The 17,180-nt window shown below is 63.4% G+C and carries 10 protein-coding genes; 2 read left to right on the forward strand and 8 right to left on the reverse strand.

The window, feature by feature from the left end; all coding sequences use genetic code 11:
* Nucleotides 1-14 precede the first annotated feature (14 nt).
* From O6W96_RS04100 to O6W96_RS04110, 3 genes are all read right to left on the reverse strand, one after another.
* Nucleotides 15-2,381, reverse strand: a complete 2,367-nt coding sequence (locus tag O6W96_RS04100) for a GH92 family glycosyl hydrolase (protein WP_353468375.1) — start codon at nt 2,379-2,381, stop codon at nt 15-17.
* Between the two features lie 78 nt (nt 2,382-2,459).
* Complete coding sequence (locus O6W96_RS04105) at nt 2,460-3,509, reverse strand: glycoside hydrolase family 43 protein (RefSeq protein ID WP_353468376.1); 1,050 nt, start codon at nt 3,507-3,509, stop codon at nt 2,460-2,462.
* Between the two features lie 87 nt (nt 3,510-3,596).
* The gene (locus O6W96_RS04110; protein ID WP_353468377.1) at nt 3,597-6,569 is read right to left on the reverse strand and encodes a TonB-dependent receptor; all 2,973 of its coding nucleotides are present in this window, start codon (nt 6,567-6,569) and stop codon (nt 3,597-3,599) included.
* A 543-nt stretch (nt 6,570-7,112) separates the two neighbouring features.
* On the opposite strand from O6W96_RS04110, the gene O6W96_RS04115 reads away from it, so the two are divergent.
* Both O6W96_RS04115 and O6W96_RS04120 read left to right on the forward strand, forming a co-directional pair.
* Nucleotides 7,113-8,024 (forward strand): ROK family protein, encoded by a 912-nt coding sequence (locus tag O6W96_RS04115; protein ID WP_353468378.1) that lies wholly within the window; start codon nt 7,113-7,115, stop codon nt 8,022-8,024.
* A 245-nt stretch (nt 8,025-8,269) separates the two neighbouring features.
* The gene (locus O6W96_RS04120; protein ID WP_353468379.1) at nt 8,270-9,133 is read left to right on the forward strand and encodes an endonuclease/exonuclease/phosphatase family protein; all 864 of its coding nucleotides are present in this window, start codon (nt 8,270-8,272) and stop codon (nt 9,131-9,133) included.
* 43 nt (nt 9,134-9,176) lie between these two features.
* Here the strand turns inward: O6W96_RS04120 and O6W96_RS04125 are convergent, their stop codons facing one another.
* The 5 genes from O6W96_RS04125 to O6W96_RS04145 all read right to left on the reverse strand — a co-directional run bounded on the left by O6W96_RS04125 (nt 9,177) and on the right by O6W96_RS04145 (nt 17,180).
* Nucleotides 9,177-11,288 (reverse strand): glutaminase family protein, encoded by a 2,112-nt coding sequence (locus tag O6W96_RS04125; RefSeq protein WP_353468380.1) that lies wholly within the window; start codon nt 11,286-11,288, stop codon nt 9,177-9,179.
* A gap of 48 nt (nt 11,289-11,336) precedes the next feature.
* Nucleotides 11,337-13,706, reverse strand: a complete 2,370-nt coding sequence (locus O6W96_RS04130) for a GH92 family glycosyl hydrolase (RefSeq protein WP_353468381.1) — start codon at nt 13,704-13,706, stop codon at nt 11,337-11,339.
* Between the two features lie 178 nt (nt 13,707-13,884).
* Nucleotides 13,885-15,042 (reverse strand): Gfo/Idh/MocA family protein, encoded by a 1,158-nt coding sequence (locus tag O6W96_RS04135; RefSeq protein ID WP_353468382.1) that lies wholly within the window; start codon nt 15,040-15,042, stop codon nt 13,885-13,887.
* A 15-nt stretch (nt 15,043-15,057) separates the two neighbouring features.
* Nucleotides 15,058-16,329: a Gfo/Idh/MocA family protein gene (locus O6W96_RS04140; protein ID WP_353468383.1), complete on the reverse strand. Its 1,272-nt coding sequence runs from the start codon at nt 16,327-16,329 to the stop codon at nt 15,058-15,060.
* Entirely contained in the window at nt 16,326-17,180 is an 855-nt protein-coding gene (locus O6W96_RS04145; RefSeq protein ID WP_353468384.1) for an FAD:protein FMN transferase, read from the reverse strand. The genes O6W96_RS04140 and O6W96_RS04145 overlap by 4 nt, the downstream gene beginning before the upstream one ends.

Consider the following 17,180-nt stretch of genomic DNA (forward strand, 5'->3'; position numbering starts at 1 on the left):
TTTCCTACCGCTGCTCAGGGCCGGGCGAGCGGTGCGCTCATCGAGAACGGCGCATTCGCCTTGGCCGTCGCCCAGCTCTTGTTAGGAGTCGGCCCCATCACGAAGCGCAACGTGCCGCCGCCCTGGAGCATCTCGCGGGACAGCCATGGCTTGTCATGGGCCTTGCCGTTGAAGCTCACCGACTGGATGTAGACGTTCTTCGGCCCGTTGTTCGGCGCCTCGATCGTCAACACCTTGCCGCCCGGCATCGTGACGCGGACCGAGCGGAACAGCGGGCTGCCGATCGCGTACTGGCCGACGCTCGGCGTCACCGGATAGAAGCCGAGTGCCGAGAACACGTACCAGGCCGAGGTCTGTCCATTGTCCTCGTCGCCGGGATAGCCATCGGGCGTCGGCGAATACAGCCGTGCCATCACGTCGCGCGAATGCGCCTGCGTCTTCCACGGCTGGCCCGCCCAGTCGTAGAGATAGATCATGTGCTGGATCGGCTGGTTGCCATGCGCATACTGGCCCATGTTGACGATCTGCATCTCGCGCGTCTCGTGGATCACCGAACCGTAATAGCTGTCGTCGAACAGCGGCGGGCGGGTGAAGACGGAGTCGAGCTTGTCGGTGAACGCCTTGTCGCCGCCACTCAGGTCGATCAGGCCCTGCACGTCCTGCATCGCTGAGAAGCTGTAGTGGATCGCATTGCCCTCGGTGAACGCATCGCCCCAGGCATAGGGATTGAACGGCGTCATCCAGCTGCCGTCCTTGTTGCGGCCGCGCATCCAGCCCGACTGCGCGTCGTAGAGCTTGCGATAATTCTGCGCCTGCGCGGCATATTTGGCGGCGTCCGCGGTCTTGCCGAGCGCAGCAGCGAGGCGGGACAGCGAGAAATCCGCGGTGGCGTATTCAAGCGTACGTGCCGCACTCTCATTGATGCCGACGTCGTAAGGCACATAGCCGTATTTGTTATAATATTCGACGCCCTCGCGCCCGACCGCGCTGATCACGTTGCCCTTCACGTCGCGGGGCCGCCCTTCGGAGGTCGTCGCGTTCTTGACCATCGCTTCGTAGAGCTTCTCGACGTCGAAGCCGCGCACGCCGTTCAGATAGGCGTCGGCAATGATGTTGCCCGAATTGGACCCGATCATCACGTCGCGCTGCCCCGGGCTCATCCATTCGGGCAGCCAGCCGCCCTCCTGATAGGCATTGGCTAAGCCTTGCATGATCTGTCCGTCGAGGTCTGGCCGGACGAGTGCGAAATACGGGAACACCGCGCGCCACGTATCCCAGAACCCATTATCGGTGAACAGCGGGCCGTCGTGCACCTTGCCGTCATAGGGGCTGTAATGCACCGTCTTGCCGGTCGCATTCACTTCGTGGAACATGCGCGGGAACAGCAGCATGCGGTACATCGCCGAATAGAAGGTCCGGCGGTTGTCGAGGTTCGGGTCGCTGACCTGGATGTGGCCCAGTTCCTTCTCCCACGCCGCTTTCGCCTTCGCCTGGGTCTGCGCGTAGCTGTCGCTGCCGATCTCGCTGTCGAGATTGCGCACGGCCTGTTCGGGGCTGATGAACGATGAGGCGACCTTCACACCGACCTGTTCGCCGTCGCGCGTCTTGAAGCTGACGACCGCGCCGACATGCCCGCCTTCGCGGGTCGTCTCGGCGGTCATCTGCCAATTGTCGTCCCAGGTCCGGCTGACGGTGAAATCATGGTCGAACTGCGCGACGAAGTAATTGTGGAAGTTGCTCGGGACGCCGCCATGGTTGTTGCGGACGTATCCCGTGATCCGGCGATTGGCGGCGTCGATCTTGACCATCGATCCACCGGCGAGGCCATCGAGCAGGATGTGTGCGTCGTCGCTCTTGGGAAAGGTGAAGCGGAACTGCGCTGCGCGATTGGTCGGCGTGACTTCGGCGGTCACGTCATAGTCGGCCAGATAGACCTTGTAGTCGTACGGGTGGCTTTCCTCGGCCTTGTGGCTGTACCAGCTCGCGCGCTCGTCTTCCTTAAGCTTCAGTTCGCCGGTCTCCGCGAACAACGAGAACGCGGCGTAGTCGTTCATCCAGGGACTGGGCTGGTGGGTCTGCTTGATGCCGTTGATCTTGGGGTCATGGTACATGTAGCCCCACCCGCTGCCGGGCTTGCCGGTTACCGGCGTCCAGAAGTTCATGCCCCAAGGTACCGCGACGGCGGGATATGTGTTCCCGTACGACAGCTCGTGGTTTGAATCCGTACCCATCAGCGGGTTGACCAGATCGACGAGCGGCACGTCATCCTTGACCGGGGCAGTCTCACGCGCGAGCGCTGCCGAGCCGATCGGCGGTGCCACCAGAGCGGTGCTGGCAAACAGCGCGACGACGCCGCGCAGTGCGGGAACGAGGGTCTTCAAAGCAGTTCTCCCCTGGAGACGGAATGACGTTTTCAGTTTCGCGGCGGAACGGCAAGGCGCGACAGTCGCGCTCGTCGTCTAACCCCCGCGGTTCGGTACAGGCAGCACGCCTTGCCGGGTCATGACGACTGAGCGGATCGTGCCATCCGGCGCAAAGCGCATCCGATCGATCGCGACCTGGCGGTGCTCGCCCACGGTGTCGGTCAGCGGGCGCCGATGGTAGACGATGTACCAATCATCGGTCCCCGGCACGTTGACCACGGAATGGTGCCCGGCGCCGCGCGCAATGTGCTCGTCCTGCGCAAGCACCGTGCCCATCGGTTTGAACGGCCCCAACGGGGTTTTGCCCGTGGCGTAGGCGACACGGTAGTCCGCATCGGTCCAACCGCCTTCCGACCACATCAGATAATAGACGCCGTTGCGCTTGATGACGAACGAGCCCTCGACATAACCGGGGGGCGTGATCTCCTTGTAGGTCGTGCCGTCGGCGAACGGCACGACGGACCGCAGGTCGGCACTGAGGCGAACGACGTTGCAGTGCTTCCAGCCACCGTAATAGAGATACACCTGTCCGTCGTCGTCGCGGTAGACGAACGGATCGATCGGCTGGGCGCCATTGTGGAACGCGCCGATCAGCGGCTTGCCGAGCGCGTCCTTGAACGGGCCGCCCGGCGTGTCGCTCACGGCGAGACCGATCCCGCCGGTCTCTGCATCGCTCTGGATGTCGTTGGCAGCGAAGAACATGTAGTACCGCCCCTTCGCCTCGATCACCGACGGAGCCCAGACGGCATAGCCGGCCCAGGCAACGTTGGCGACGTCGAGCACATGCTCGTGGCGGGTCCAGTGGACCAGATCGGGGGACGAGAAGGCGTTGAAGAAGGTCTGTTTCGTGTACGACGGCCGTACCGTATGCCGTTTGCGCAACTCTGCCTGTGTCGGCGAAAAGCGCAGTGAGACATCGGGCTTCCCGGCGTCGTCGGAATAGGTCGGGTAGATCCAGTAGCGGTTGCCGAACATCCGGATCTCGGGATCGGCGTACCAGCCTGGAAAAGCCGGGTTGACGGCATAGGCGGCGCCCGCCGCGAGCAGTGCGAAGCCTGCAAAGAAGGCTGCCCGGGTTCTGTTCAACACGATCTCATGAGCTTTCCCGTTCCGGATCCAACGACAAGCCTGAGGAGGTAACTCCGATGAGCTACCTCCTCAGGCAGACGAACGTCAGAAGTTGTACTGAAGACCGGCATAGAAGCGGCGACCGGTGTACTGGCTGGAATAGTAGCGAAGGTCGGTATCGTTACCCAGATGCGCGGTCTGCTCGGACTTCGTGAGGTTGATGACCGACGCCGTAAGCGAGAACTGCGGCGTGATGTTGACCTGACCGTTTAGATCAACCTGCTCGTACGGTGCCGAATAGACGTTAAGGCCCGACACGATGCCACCGACCTGCTCGCCCTTGCGGTTGTACGACGCACGCAGCAGTACGCCATGCTTCTCGTAGAACACGGAGGCGTTCCACTGGGTCTTCGCGCTGCCGACCAGCGGCGACGTGCCGATATTCTCGCCGTTCAGCGTCACGTCAGCCGTCGACGTGTGGTTGTAGGTGAAGTTCACCTGTGCGCCCAAGCCGAAGTCCAGCGTATGCTGGGCGTAAAGTTCGATGCCCTCGGACACGGCGCTGCCGCCATTGGCCTGTGTCGAATATTGCTGGACCACCACTTCCTGGCCCTGAACCGTCTGGCTCAGATCGAGCACGAGCGGCACCACGAAGTTCTTCACGTCCTTGCGGAACAACGCTGCGCCGAGCACCGAGCCGCGATGGAAATACCATTCCGCACCCAGGTCGTACGCCCAGGCGGAGAAGGGCTTGAGATCGAAATTGCCGCCATTGCCGAACCAGCCCACGCGCTCGCCGAACTGCGCACGATCGAACGTATATTCCGGCGAATGGTAGGTCAGCGACCGGGATGAGGCGAGATCATTGAACGCGGGGCGCGCGACAACCTTCGATACCGCACCGCGAACCAGGATATTGCTCGTGACGTCCCAGGCGACGTTAAAGCTCGGCAGGAAATCAGTGTACGATTTGGTCTCGAGAACCGGCGCGAAGACGCGCGTTTCGCGCTGGCTTTGCGGAATGACCTGACAGTTTCCGTCGGAGCCGAGCGGCACGGCCGGATCGAACGCTCCGCCGGGCCCGTTCACGCAGTAATCGTTCTCGAAATAGAGCGTGTCGGTCGATCGGCCGGACTGTTTGGTGCTCGCCACGCGAAGACCGACGTTGCCGCGGATCGGCCCGGTCTTGTAGTTGACCTGAGCGTACCCTGCCCAGATCTTCTCGTTGATATCGTATCGGTTCTGCGGCTGCGGCACCGTTACCGCATCGCCGTACGTGGCGTTCAGATAGCCCAGATATTTATCGAGGTTGATCCCAGGAAACGACGTTGCACTGAAGCCACCGGGGATGTTGCCGATCCCATCGCTATAGAAGAAGCTTGGCTGAGCGACCGCGCCGCCGGGCGTGTCCTGAAACCGCAGTTTCGTAGCGGCATCGACATACCAGTTGAGTTCGCCGGTTTCACGGTGGATCTTTCCGTCCCGCCACTTGCCGCCGATCTGGACCGAATCGATGAAGCTATCGAAATGCCGGGTTACATCGATCTGAGCGTAACGCTGCTCGATCGAGCTGTTCGTGAAGCCGGAACCGGTCGAACCGGTATCGATCTGCGCAATGCCGTTGTTGAGGTTCGCCTGCAACTCCGGCGAGAACGCCATGGCGAGCCCACCGTTGCTGAAATCCCAGCTGCTGAGATTATTGCCGTTCGCCGTTACCGCGCCCGTCAGGCGTGGTTTGGCGGCGACGCTGAACTGCTGGGACGGGCCGCCGGTCGCACGGGTCTTGCCGAGCACGAATGATACGTCGAGCCGATCCTTGGTCCAATCGCCATGGACGTCGAACGTATTCGAAATGTCCTTCTCCCGCGCATAACTGCCGGAAATCTGCGGCGTTTCCATCGTGCAGATCGGCGTGCGCGTAAGGCATCCGGTACCGGGCGCTGGCACCTGGAACGTTGCCGACTGCATGATCGTGCCGCTCTTGTCGAACTGCGCACCGGTGTAGAAATTGCCGTAGCCCCACTCAGGAATCTTGAGCGAGTTCGTCTGACGGTCGTTGTTGAGCTGGAACCGGAAATAGTTTGCGGTGATGTGCAAATTGTCGGTCGGCTTCAGTTCGAGCGTCGCCTGGAGGCCGATACGTTCGCGCTTCTCCGTGACGATCGTCTCGTTGACCGATTGAGGAGCCCAATAGCCATTATAATGCTGGCCCGACTGGGTCGTGGGCGCCCTGTCCTCCGACCAGTAGGATACCGAATCATCGTTGGCGAAGGGCTTGCCGTTGACATCCGTTGCAGGCTTCGGCCCGCCCCGGCCGCCATCGGCCCACCATTGCCAGCTCTCGGTCGAGCCATCCATCTCGCGATTGGTACGCTTTTGATACGTGCCGCCGACCAGCAGGCCGATGGTCTTGTCCTCATTGTGCCAGGAAAGCTGGCCGGACGCCTGCGGCTCGACCTTCTTGGTGACGTCGGAATCGGTGCCCTCGATCGAGACGAAGCCGGACCACGGCTTGAGATCCAGCGGTCGACGGGTGTGGAGGATGACGGTGCCGCCGACGCCGCCCTCGTCGAGCCTTGCTTCCGGCGATTTGAACACCTCGACGCTGCCGATCATGTTCGAGGGCAGCAGCACGTAGTTGAACGATCGCGAGGGATCGCCGCTGTCGGCACCCGCAATGAAGTTGCCGTTGAGTTCGGTCAGCGTCAGGTCGGACTGGAGACCGCGGATGCTGACCCGGCTACCTTCGCCACCGCTGCGCTCGATGACGACGCCTGGAACGCGCTGCAGCGAGTCGGCGATGTTCTTGTCGGGGAACTTACCCACATCCTCGGCGGTGATCACGTCGACGAAGGCATTGGCTTCGCGCTTGCGGCTGAGGCTTTTCTCGATCGACTGACGGTAGCCGGTCACAACGATATCGTCGGCGCCGCCCGTATCCTGCGCTGCGGTGGTGGTAGAACCGTCTGCGGCGGGAGCAGGTACGTTTTCGATACCCGTCGGCTGCGTGGGAACGTTCTGAACGTTACCAGCGGGCGCGGCTTCCTGAGCATGGGCGATGCTGACTGTACCCGCCAACAGGCTGACTGAAACGAAAAGTCGAGCGAATGTACGACTGCGCAAAGATGCGGCTGTTCGATTTACGAGGCATGTAGCCATCCTGAATTCCTCCTCCTTACGGGACAAGATGCCGGACGGCCCTTTCCCCTTATGCCCTTCGTCAGCATGCACCCAGCAACCTCGAATGGGCAGCAATCAGCGCAGCAACATTAACCTTTTGCCAATACACAAAGCAAATTGTCAATTAAATTGTCTGCTATATCTCGATGGTCGCAGCGACGCGTCGAACGCGCGACAGACTAATCGCCTGATGCAGAAGGGGCGCCCGATGCAGAGAGGCGTTCCCGCTGGAAAACTCTCCACCAGTTTGCTCGATGCCACGAACATGCGACGGCAGGGGTGCGCCAAGATCTCCGTAAAATCGCACATGATTGGCCGAGCCCGGAGAGACCGGCCGCGCAGAAGCCGATTGAATTAAGAAAATTGATGTAATAATCGCGTACCCGAAATCGCGAACGAGCAGCCGAGAAGAGGCGAGCCGGAGGGGAGAAGGCGAAAACCGTGAAAGTTTCGGCAGTCACATCGGCAGATATACCGTTCGTTGGGGTCGAGCTCGGAGGAACGAAATGCGTCTGCACGCTCGCCTACGGGCCGGACGCGATAGTGCAGCAGCGCGTCATTCCCACGACCTTACCCGAGGTCACCCTGCCCGCAATCGTTGCGACGCTGCGCGAGTGGGACAAAGAATATGGCTTCGCCGCGATAGGCATCGCGTCCTTCGGTCCCATCTGCCTCGATCCCGCGGATGACCGGTACGGATCGATCCTGGCAACGAACAAGTCGGGCTGGCGTGACTGCGATATCGTTTCAGCGATCGCGAGGCCCTTCGAGCGACCATTCACGTTCGACACGGACGTCAACGGCGCAGCTCTTGCCGAAATGCGCTGGGGGTGCGCCCAGGGGTTGCAGGACTTCGCGTACGTTACGGTGGGAACGGGCATCGGCGTGGGGCTGATCGTTCATGGGCTGCCTACCCGCGGGATCGGACACAGCGAGATCGGCCACATTCGTGTCCCGCGCACGTCAGGCGACACGGTCCCCAGTTCCTGTCGCTACCACGACGATTGCGTCGAGGGGCTGGCATCCGGGTCGGCGCTGGTCCTGCGGCTGGACGGACGGGAGGTTGACGGCCTGACAGCCGATGATCCCGTCTGGAAGCCGATGATCTCGGCTCTCGCGGTGATGGCACATACACTCGTTGCAACGACAGGGCCGTTTCGCATCGCGATCGGCGGCGGCGTCGTAACGCGGCAGCCACATCTGCTGGCACAGATCGAAGCCGAGCTGGAGACCAGTTTGGCGGGATACATGGCATTGCCCCCCGTCCGACCCTTCATCGTCGCCCCTGCATTGGGCGATCTCGCAGGCCCGCTTGGATCGATCGCCCTTGCGATGGCGGCAAGCCCACGATGACACCAGGCTTCGACCGGTCACCGTCGCGGTCGACATTTGCACGCGAGGCGAAAGTCGATCTTGGACGCTCGAAGTTCTCTACGCCTGCGGAAACAGATACTGGGGCAACGCCCGAAAGTCTTTCCGGCCCCCCTTACGCCACCTGGATCAACAAGAGCCGGTAACAACTATGCGCCGGACCTAGTAGCAACGCGCCAACGCCGACGGGTGACGATCAAATGAAACATTCGTTCGAGGAGAAGGTCATGACGAGCACATTCTGGCGACATGCCGTCCTGCCGCTGGCGGCACTCCTCGCGGGATGTACGCCTTCTCTGCGCGTCATGACGTTCAACGTCCGCTACGCCTCCGACGTAGCACCGAACCAGTGGGCGGAACGCCGGCCCGTTATGATCGGCCTAATCAAGCACGTGCACCCAGACCTGATCGGCACACAGGAGTTGCTGCAACGCCAAGGTGACGATCTCGTCGCCGGACTGCCGCAATACCGCTGGTTCGGGCGTGACCGCCATGGCGGCCATACCGACGAGCATATGGGCATATTCTATCGGCCCGATCGCCTCCGCATCGTCGAGCAGGGAGACTTCTGGCTGTCGGACACGCCCGAGGTCGTCGGTAGCATGAGTTGGGGGACCGATCTGGCGCGGATGGCGAACTGGGCGGTCTTCGAAACGCGCGCCCGATCACCGCGTCGCTTCCTGTTCGTCGATACGCATCTACCGCACCGCGACCAGGACGAGGACGCTCGCCGGCGGGCGGCGGAGCTTATCCTCACTCGCTTGCAACATATTGCGAAAGGCCTCCCGGTGATACTTGCCGGGGACATGAACGCAGGGCCGTCCAGCAGCACCTACGCGACGCTTTCGGCCGCGCTCACGGATGCCCGCCAGCAGGCTGGCAGGCGGCGAGGTCCCGACAACACCTTCCACGATTTCACGGGCGTGCCCGACCGCAGGATCGACTATCTCTTCCTGCGCGGTATGCATGCCACGGAGATCGAGACGAGCACAATCCACAAAAACGCGACCTACCCGTCGGACCATTTCCCCGTTTGGGCCAAGCTCGCATTCGACCGTCGAACTACCGAACCGCCGACCAATGGAAAATGACCCTCGGTCGCGGAACGGCAGGACGTGCTTCTCGTTGCCAAGCCTATTTCGTCTTGACTGAAGCGCCGGCCCATTTGGTCCAGATGCCAGGTGTCGCGAGCATCTTCATATACACGCCTCCGACCACGGATCGCGCCTGGAAACCGACCTGCTTTCCGTCCGTGGTTTCGTACCAGTCGCTCAAAGGCACCCGGCTGGGCGATTCCTGCATGTAGCGGTGAACGGGGGCGATCAGGTCCTCGAACGCTGCCTTGTCCTCGGCGAGCGTCGCGCTCCAGATGATCCAGTCGAGCTTGGTGTAGGTCTTGCGGCTGTCGAGCGGGAGACCGTATGTCTGCTGATGCTTGAGGTAAAAGCGGACCTCGTCGCGAAGCAGCGTCTTGGGGAACAGGTCGTGGCCGAGCACCTTGTCCCAGGCGAGGTTGTACTTCTGGCTCCATGTGCCGGGAGCATCGAAGGCGAGCTTGGTATGGTCGCCGTCCTTTGCCATCGCCAGCCATTTGCCGACCATCTGATGCGCCGTGGCTCGGTAGCGCGTCGCCTCGTCCTTCTTGCCCAGCATCCGAGCGAGATCGGCATAGCCGTCCAGAGCGCTGATGGCCTTGATCGAAAGGTTGGCATTGTGCGCGAGATGCCCCGCAAAATCATCGGTGCTCAGCTGGTTCTCGGGGTTCAGCCCGTTCTCGCGGAGATAGCTCGCCCAACGCTGCAGCTGCGGCCAATACCGACCGGCGAAATCCGCGTTGCCCCTTATCTTGGCAAGCGCGTCGAGCATGAGGATCATGTTGCCGCTCTCTTCGACCGGCATCTGGTCGTCCTCGGACGTCTCGCCGCCGCCATAGACCTGGCCGTTCGCCTGTGGATAGGTCCCGAGATCGTGAGGGGCGAACGGAAAGCGCCAGCGCGGCATCGCCGCATAGTCGAGGATCGGGCGCAGTTGAGCCTCGAGCAGGTCGGGGTTTAACAGCAGGAAGAACGGCGACGAGGGATAGGTGATGTCGACCGTCCCTATGCACCCGTTGCTGAAGTTCTCCTTCGAGAAGTACAGCGGTCGACCGTCGATATCGGCCACCAGCTTGTTCGCCGCCAAGGTCTGACGAAAGGCGAGCACGGCCAATTCGGCATATTTTCGCCCGCCAGCCTTTTCCAGATCCCCGATCAGCTCCCGGTCGAACGCTTCGCCCCGCCGACGCAGCGCACTCTCCTCGTTCTCCGCCGTCTGCAACAGCGTTGCCATCGTCATGCCGTTGCGGCGCCAATACGCCGGTAGGCGGCGCTTGAAATACTCGATCGAGTCGATGTCGTCGTACGCCAGCAACGCTCGCCGCGTATCGGCACGTGCACCGACGTCACCGAAGTCGACCTGCAGGGTCATCAGCGGGCGGTTCTGGTGTGCGAGACGCGGCATGGCCAGATCGTCCGCCTGGGGCACGACGCCCTTGTCGAGCATGATGCCACGTTCGCGCTCGCCGATGATCGCCGTGGTCGTACCGGCCTGACGCGGCACGGCGAGCTGCGCCCATCCCCAGTCGATGCGCAGATTGTCCCCGACCTTCTGCAACACCTGCTGCGTGTCGGTGCCGACCCGCATCACCGCCATGTCGCCGACCCGGCTGGTTCCCCACACGATGCTCTGCTGATCGTTGTCCACGGCGAGCTGCGCGCTGGCGTCGAACAGAAGCTGAACCTTGTGGCGGCCACCGTCCGTCGCCTGCACAGTCCAACTGAGATAGGTTACGGGCCGTGACAGCACGTCCAAATCCTGCGGCAACGCCGGCGTGAAGAAGGTGGCCGTAAGCCTGATGCCCCCCGCTTCGAAATCATAAATGGTACGTGTCGGCGTCAGCGCGCGCGAAACCTGCCGCATCGCTTCCCCTCGCCCCGTTCCCAGGAATCGCATCAGCTTGCCGTCGACGCGGATCCAGCCGCTCATCTGCTGCTCGGATCCCGTCCAGTGGCGGGTGGGCTGATCGTTCAGCGCATCGCTGAAACTCCAGATGCTGAAATACGGATCCTGCGCGACCAATGGGGTCGCCGGCGTACGGGTCAGGACCGGCTCCTGTGCGTGCACGCCCGTCATGCACGCCCCCGTCGACAGCACCGCGATGGCAAGACGGCGGAGCGGTGCGAACGTCATGGTCGAGCGGATCTGCATTGCGTTTCCTTTGTACCGAGTCCGCACCGTGAAGGTGCTGCTTGCCGATCAGTGGAAGGAGGGCGGCGGGGATTTTATCGCCCAGGTCCGTTCTGGGTCCTTCGCCAGCGTAAAGTCGAGCGTGCCGCCATGAGCGACGAAGTCCGCGGGGAGCCAGGCTTGGTCGAGCGCTCGTCCATTCAACCGCAGCGAGCGGACATACGGCGCGTCCGGTTCAGCACCGGTTGCACGGATCGAGATGCGACCGCCGGGCCGGTCTATGGTCGCACGCGGAAACAGCGGACTGCCGATCACCAGCTCGCTCCGCCCGGGGTAGAGCGGATACAAGCCCAACGCCGACCAGACGTACCAGGACGACATTTCGCCGAGATCGTCATTGCCCGAGATGCCTTCGGGGGTGTTCGTCCAGATCTGGCGCATCGAGGCGCGCACCGTCGCTTGCGTCTTCCAGGGCTGGTTGACGAACAGATAGAGCCACGGCGAGGCGATCGAGGGTTCGTTGTCCAGCTCTGCGTGCAGCGGGCCGGCCTTCGTCACGGCCCATTCCCCCGTCGATGTACGGAAGAACGCATCGAGACGACGAGCAAACGCGTCGCGACCGCCGAGAACATCGATCAGGCCGGCTGGATCGAACGGCACCATCCACAGATATTGAGCGCCGCTCCCCTCGACGAACTCGTCGTCTGCAGCGGGGTCGAAGGGTGGCCAGCTGCCATCCGCCTTGCGAGGTTGAATATATCCGCCCTGCGCAGTCGCGTTCGGGTTGAACAGGTTGCGCCACCATCCGGACCGATCCAGGAAGCGTCGTTCACCCACGCGATCGCCAGCCATGCGCGCGAGTTGCGCCAGGCCGAAATCCGCTGACGCCATTTCCAGCGTGTCGGACGCACTCCCCCACCCCCGACTGCCCACCGGCATGTAATGCAACCGCAGCCACTGATCGAGGCCCGGGCGCTGACCTACGCACATCACCGGACACCCTTTGCCGCTGAGGTCCTTCGCGGTCGGAACGGTCGCGGCCTGCTTGAGTGACGCGTAGGCGCGCTTGAGGTCGAACGAACGGCCGCCAAACGCGTAAATCGCGGCAAGCGACGGCGGAGAAGGATCGCCGTTCATCACGCTGGTCGCGCCCGTCAAATGTGTCCAGCGGTCCCACACCCCGCCATTCTGGTCGGCCTGGTTGAGCAGCGACTGCGCGATATCGGACCCGCGTTGCGGATCGAGCAAGGTCACGAGTTGCAACTGGGAACGATAAACGTCCCACCCGGAATAATTCGCGTATTGCGCGGCTTGCCCTCGGAAGAGGCGATGGTCCTTGCCGTCGAACCCGCGGTAGCGACCGTCGGCGTCGCTGGTCAGGTTCGGCGTCAGGAGAGAATGGTAGAGCGCGGAATAGAAGACGGATCGATCATCTCGAGCACCGCCCTCTATTTTAATTGTGCCGAGCGCACGGTTCCACTCGGCCCGCCCGGCCGCCTGCACGGCGTCCAGACTCGTTCCCGCTGGACTTTCGCGTTGAAGGTTCGCGCGCGCACCGGCCTGATCCACATAGGAGATTCCGATCCGGACCGTGACGGTAGCGCCGTGGTCGCTATCGAAACTGATCCAGCCGCCACTCCCCTTCCCTGCGGGCGGGTGGCCTTGGGTGCCATAGCCGGTACCGCCCGCCCCCGTCACAGCGCGCTTGTTTACGGTTTCGTCGCGCCATGTTCCACCGACCTCGAACTGCTGGTCGAACACGGCAACGAAGTGCAGCGTGTAATAGCTTTCACGGCGATCCTCGGCGAGGTAGCCGCAGAAATTGCCGCTGGTCACCGTTCCGCTCACGGTCCGGGTCGAAGGGTCGATCGTGATCGTCGACGCGGTGCTGCCCACCTCGCTGTCCGAGGTTCTGAACAACACATTGGCGGGCTTGCCGGCGGGAAATGCAAAGCGACCGACGGCGGTCCGGTCGGTCGCGCCCAGGTCGACTTTGACGCCATTGTCCAGCTTTACGGAATAGGCACCGGGACTGGCAGATTCAGCTTTGTGATCCAGCAGGCTGGCGTAACTTAGTCCCGCTTCGACCGATGAGGGCGACCGCTCGATGGGGACTGTTACCGGCATGATCGGAACGTCGCCGCTGGCCCCTGCGCAACCGGTCCCGGAGACATGGGTAAGGCTGAATCCGCGTACGCCGTTGGCGCGCCACTCATATCCGCCAGGCGCTGCGATCGGCAGACGCTTCCCGGCAAGCGGCGTCTGTTCCGGGCTGAAAGCGACCATTCCAAATGGCCTTGTGGCCCCCGGAAAGGTGTTGCCGCCATTCGTCGTACCAACGAAGGGATTCACGCTTCCCGCCACATCCGCATCGTGTGCCTGATCGACGTCTTGCGCCGCCGCCGTCGCTGCCGTCAAAGCAACCATACTTAACAGCATGGAGCGGATATGACCCACTGCCCTCTCCTTAAGACAATTTTCTTTGTTAAAACAGGTGGCGGTGCGTCAGGTCAATGCGGTTGTTCAGAAGCCTCCGATACCGAAGCTGGGATTAGTAGCGATTGTAGTTCCGTTTGGCGGCTGCGCGGTGCGCCCGCCAATCCGGAATACAATCAAATCAACGTCTAGCCGGGGTCGCGCGTGCCTCCGCGGTCAGCACCAGTTCGGCCGCGAGCAGCGCGCCCTCCTGATCCTGCGCGACCGACGTGTGTTCGACGATATCCGTCACGAACTGCGGCCCGAACGGCAGCGGCACCTTCGAGCAATCGAGATAACGCGTCCCCTTCTTGTCGGCGATCAACAGGTGGTTGCCGCCCGGCCGCCCTGCAATGTCCACATATTTGCGGAGCTCGATATAGCCCTCCGTGCCGAGGATGAAGAGCCGGCCGTCGCCCCAGGTCGGCAGGCCGGCAGGCGTGAACCAGTCCACCCGGACATAGCCGGCGCCGCCATCGCCGCTCAGCATCATGTCGCCGAAATCCTCGAACTTGGGATGCGCGGGATTGCCGAAATTGCCGGTCTGCGACGCGAGCACCTGGGCGCGCTTGGTGCCGGTCAGGTAGACGAACTGGTCGGCCTGATGACTGCCGACATCGGTCAGGATACCGCCGTTCTGCGCCGGGTCCCAGAACCAGTCGGGACGGCTCGCGGCGGACAGCCGGTGCGGCGCGAGGTTCACCGTCTGGATCACGCGCCCGATCGCGCCGTCATGGACGAGCTGGCCCGCCATCACCGCTGCCGGCACCTCGAGCCGTTCGGAATACATGATCCCGTATTTCCGCCCGGTTTCCTTGATGGCACGGCGGACGTCGGCGAGTTGCTTGAGCGTCGTCACCGCCGCCTTGTCGCTGAGGTAATCCTTGCCCGCGCGCATCACCCGGATGCCCAGCGGGGCGCGCAGGCTCGGGATCGCCGCGCTGCACACCAGCTTGATCGCGCGGTCGTCGAGGATCTCCTGTTCGGACCGGGCGAGCTTCACGTCGCCGTAGCGCTTCTTGAACATCGCGATCTGTTTCGGATCGGTCGCGTAAAAGGTGGTGAGCACGCCGCCGCCGCGGATGATCGCGTCTGTGATGCCGTAGATGTGGTTGTGGTCCATCCCGATCACCGCGAACGGCACGCGGTATTTCGCCTCGGGGACCGGACGCGCGACAGCGCTCTCCGTCGGTGCGTCGCCACGCGTGGAGGATTGCGCGAACGCGTCGGCGGCAAACCCGGCGGCTAGGCCAGCGGTCAGGCCCAGTCCCAGGATCCCGCGTCGGTTGGTATCGGTCACAGCGTATTCCCCTTGTCAGATCGCAACCAGATTCGTCGGCCAGGTCATCGCCTCGCCGCGGTCCATCGCCTGCTCGCCGAGCAGCGAGGCGACGCTTGCCTGATAGGCCTGGCGTAGCAGGCCGGGCAGCGGCTTGCCCGCACGCACCGCGGCACCGAACCCCTCGAACTGGAGCATCGTCTCGTCATATTCGCCCCAGCCGAGCGACTCGCCCGGTGTCGTCACGGGCAATTCGGGGAACCAGGTGGCTCCGCCGATCGGCACGGTGCGCTTGTGCCCCCGCGCGACGTCCTTCTGCATCCGCTGCAGCGCCAGCACCTTGGCCGGCACCTCCTGATAGATGCGGCCGAGTTCGGGCTCGATCGTGCCCTTGCTACCCTGGATCTGCTCCTCGCAGCCATAGCGCGCGTTGTTCAGCAGCGAGGTGTAGATGAGCTTCCGCCCGCCGGCATATTCGTAGATCAGCGCGACATGGTCGTAGACCTCGCGACCGTCCTTCCAGAAGCAGATGCTCCCAGAGCCGATCACCCGCGTCGGCGCCGCGTCGAAGAACCAGTTGCCAACCTGAAGCTGGTGCGTCGCGAGTTCGGTCATCAACCCCGCCGAGCTGTCGCGGTACAGGCGCCAGTTGATCTGGCGATCGGTCGCGTCGGCAGGGACCGCGCGACGCCAGGCATTGTTGCGGTGCCAGCTTGCCCGGATCTGGGTCAGCGACCCGATCTCGCCGGCCTTGGCGCGCATCAGGGCGTTGAGATAGGTCGGGTGGAACATCCGCTGGTGGCCGATCTGCAGCACCCTGTTCGCGGTCTTCGAGCGGGCCACCATCGCGCCGCAATCCGCGATCGTCCGCGCCATCGCCTTCTCGCACCATACGTGCAGTCCCGCGTCGAACGCGTCGAAGGTGTGGCGCGCGTGCATGTTGAGCGGCGTCGCGATCACCACCGCATCGATCCCACCTGCGTCGAGCATCGCGCGGTGATCGCTGAAACTGCGCGTCGTCGGGCCGACCCATTGCCGCGCCTTGGCGAGGTTCGGCGCATAGGTATCGCAGATCGACACGACCGTGCAGTTGCGCGTCTTGGCGATGTTCTGGATCAGCGTACGGCCGCGATCCCCCGTGCCGATCACGCCGAGCCGAACCGGGTTCGTCTTTACCGGATCGGCCCCCGCCGCCGACGCTGCTGACACGGCCCAGGGCGCCGCCGCTGCCATCCCAGCACCCGCGGTTGCCATCATCACGCGGTCGATGAACGATCGCCGCGTGAGGTCGAAATCCTTGTCGGTCATGCCGCGTGCATCCTCGCTACGTCGACGGTCGGCGCCGCCTCTTGGGAAAGATCATACAGGAAACGCCGCGCCGGCCCACCGCCGAGCAGCCGTCGTGCGCAGTCGTCATCGGCGACGAGCAGCGCCGTGCTCAGCGCCTCCGCCCTGCCACCGCTGCGATCGATCGCCACCGCACAGCGTGCCGCGGTGACGATCGCGCCGTCGCTCGGCCGGATCATCGCCGCACGTTCGGGCGCGTGCGTACCCGCGCCCACCGTCGTCGAGATCGACAGCGCCTCGTCGACAAGTTCGAGCTCGACCAGCACCGCGTCGCCGACCAACGGATGCGGTATCGCGAACGGCCAGCCGCCCCCGAGCGGATGCTCGCCGATCACCGCCAGCGAGCTCTCGCCGGCCGAAAGACACGCGCAGACGATGCCCGCGTCGCGCAACACCGCGCAGGCCCGGTCGAGCGCGAACCCTTTGCCGAAGCCGCCGAAATCCAGCGCGAGTGGTCGCGTCGCCGCGATCCGTGCCGTGCGCGGATCGAACACCACGTCGGCCCATCCTGCGCCGCCAAACCGGTTATCGACGGCAGGATCGAACAGCCCATCGGTCAGCGCGTGCACCGCCTCGATCGCGATCAGCGCCTCGATCAGCACCGGATCGTCGATCGCGACCTCCCGGCCGGCAAGCATGCCTTCGTTGACCGCAGTCGTCGGCGACGGTCGATGGATGGTCAACGCATCGTCGACGTCCTCGATCGCGCGCCGCGCCGCGACCAGCGCATCGGCAAACCCGCCGCCGAACACGTGCAGCTCGACTCGCGTTCCCATCGCAACGAAGCGCTCGACCTGCGCGGCGATGCTCAC

It is taken from the genome of Sphingomonas faeni, from assembly GCF_040407495.1.
GTDB classification, from domain to species: Bacteria; Pseudomonadota; Alphaproteobacteria; order Sphingomonadales; family Sphingomonadaceae; genus Sphingomonas; species Sphingomonas faeni_D.

Excerpts from the sequence above, each read along its gene's own strand:
- O6W96_RS04120 (WP_353468379.1), top strand. The coding sequence starts at position 8,270 with ATGACGAGCACATTCTGGCGACATGCCGTCCTGCCGCTGGCGGCACTC.
- O6W96_RS04125 (WP_353468380.1), bottom strand. The coding sequence starts at position 11,288 with ATGCAGATCCGCTCGACCATGACGTTCGCACCGCTCCGCCGTCTTGCC.
- O6W96_RS04130 (WP_353468381.1), bottom strand. The coding sequence starts at position 13,706 with ATGCTGTTAAGTATGGTTGCTTTGACGGCAGCGACGGCGGCGGCGCAA.
- O6W96_RS04140 (WP_353468383.1), bottom strand. The coding sequence starts at position 16,329 with ATGACCGACAAGGATTTCGACCTCACGCGGCGATCGTTCATCGACCGC.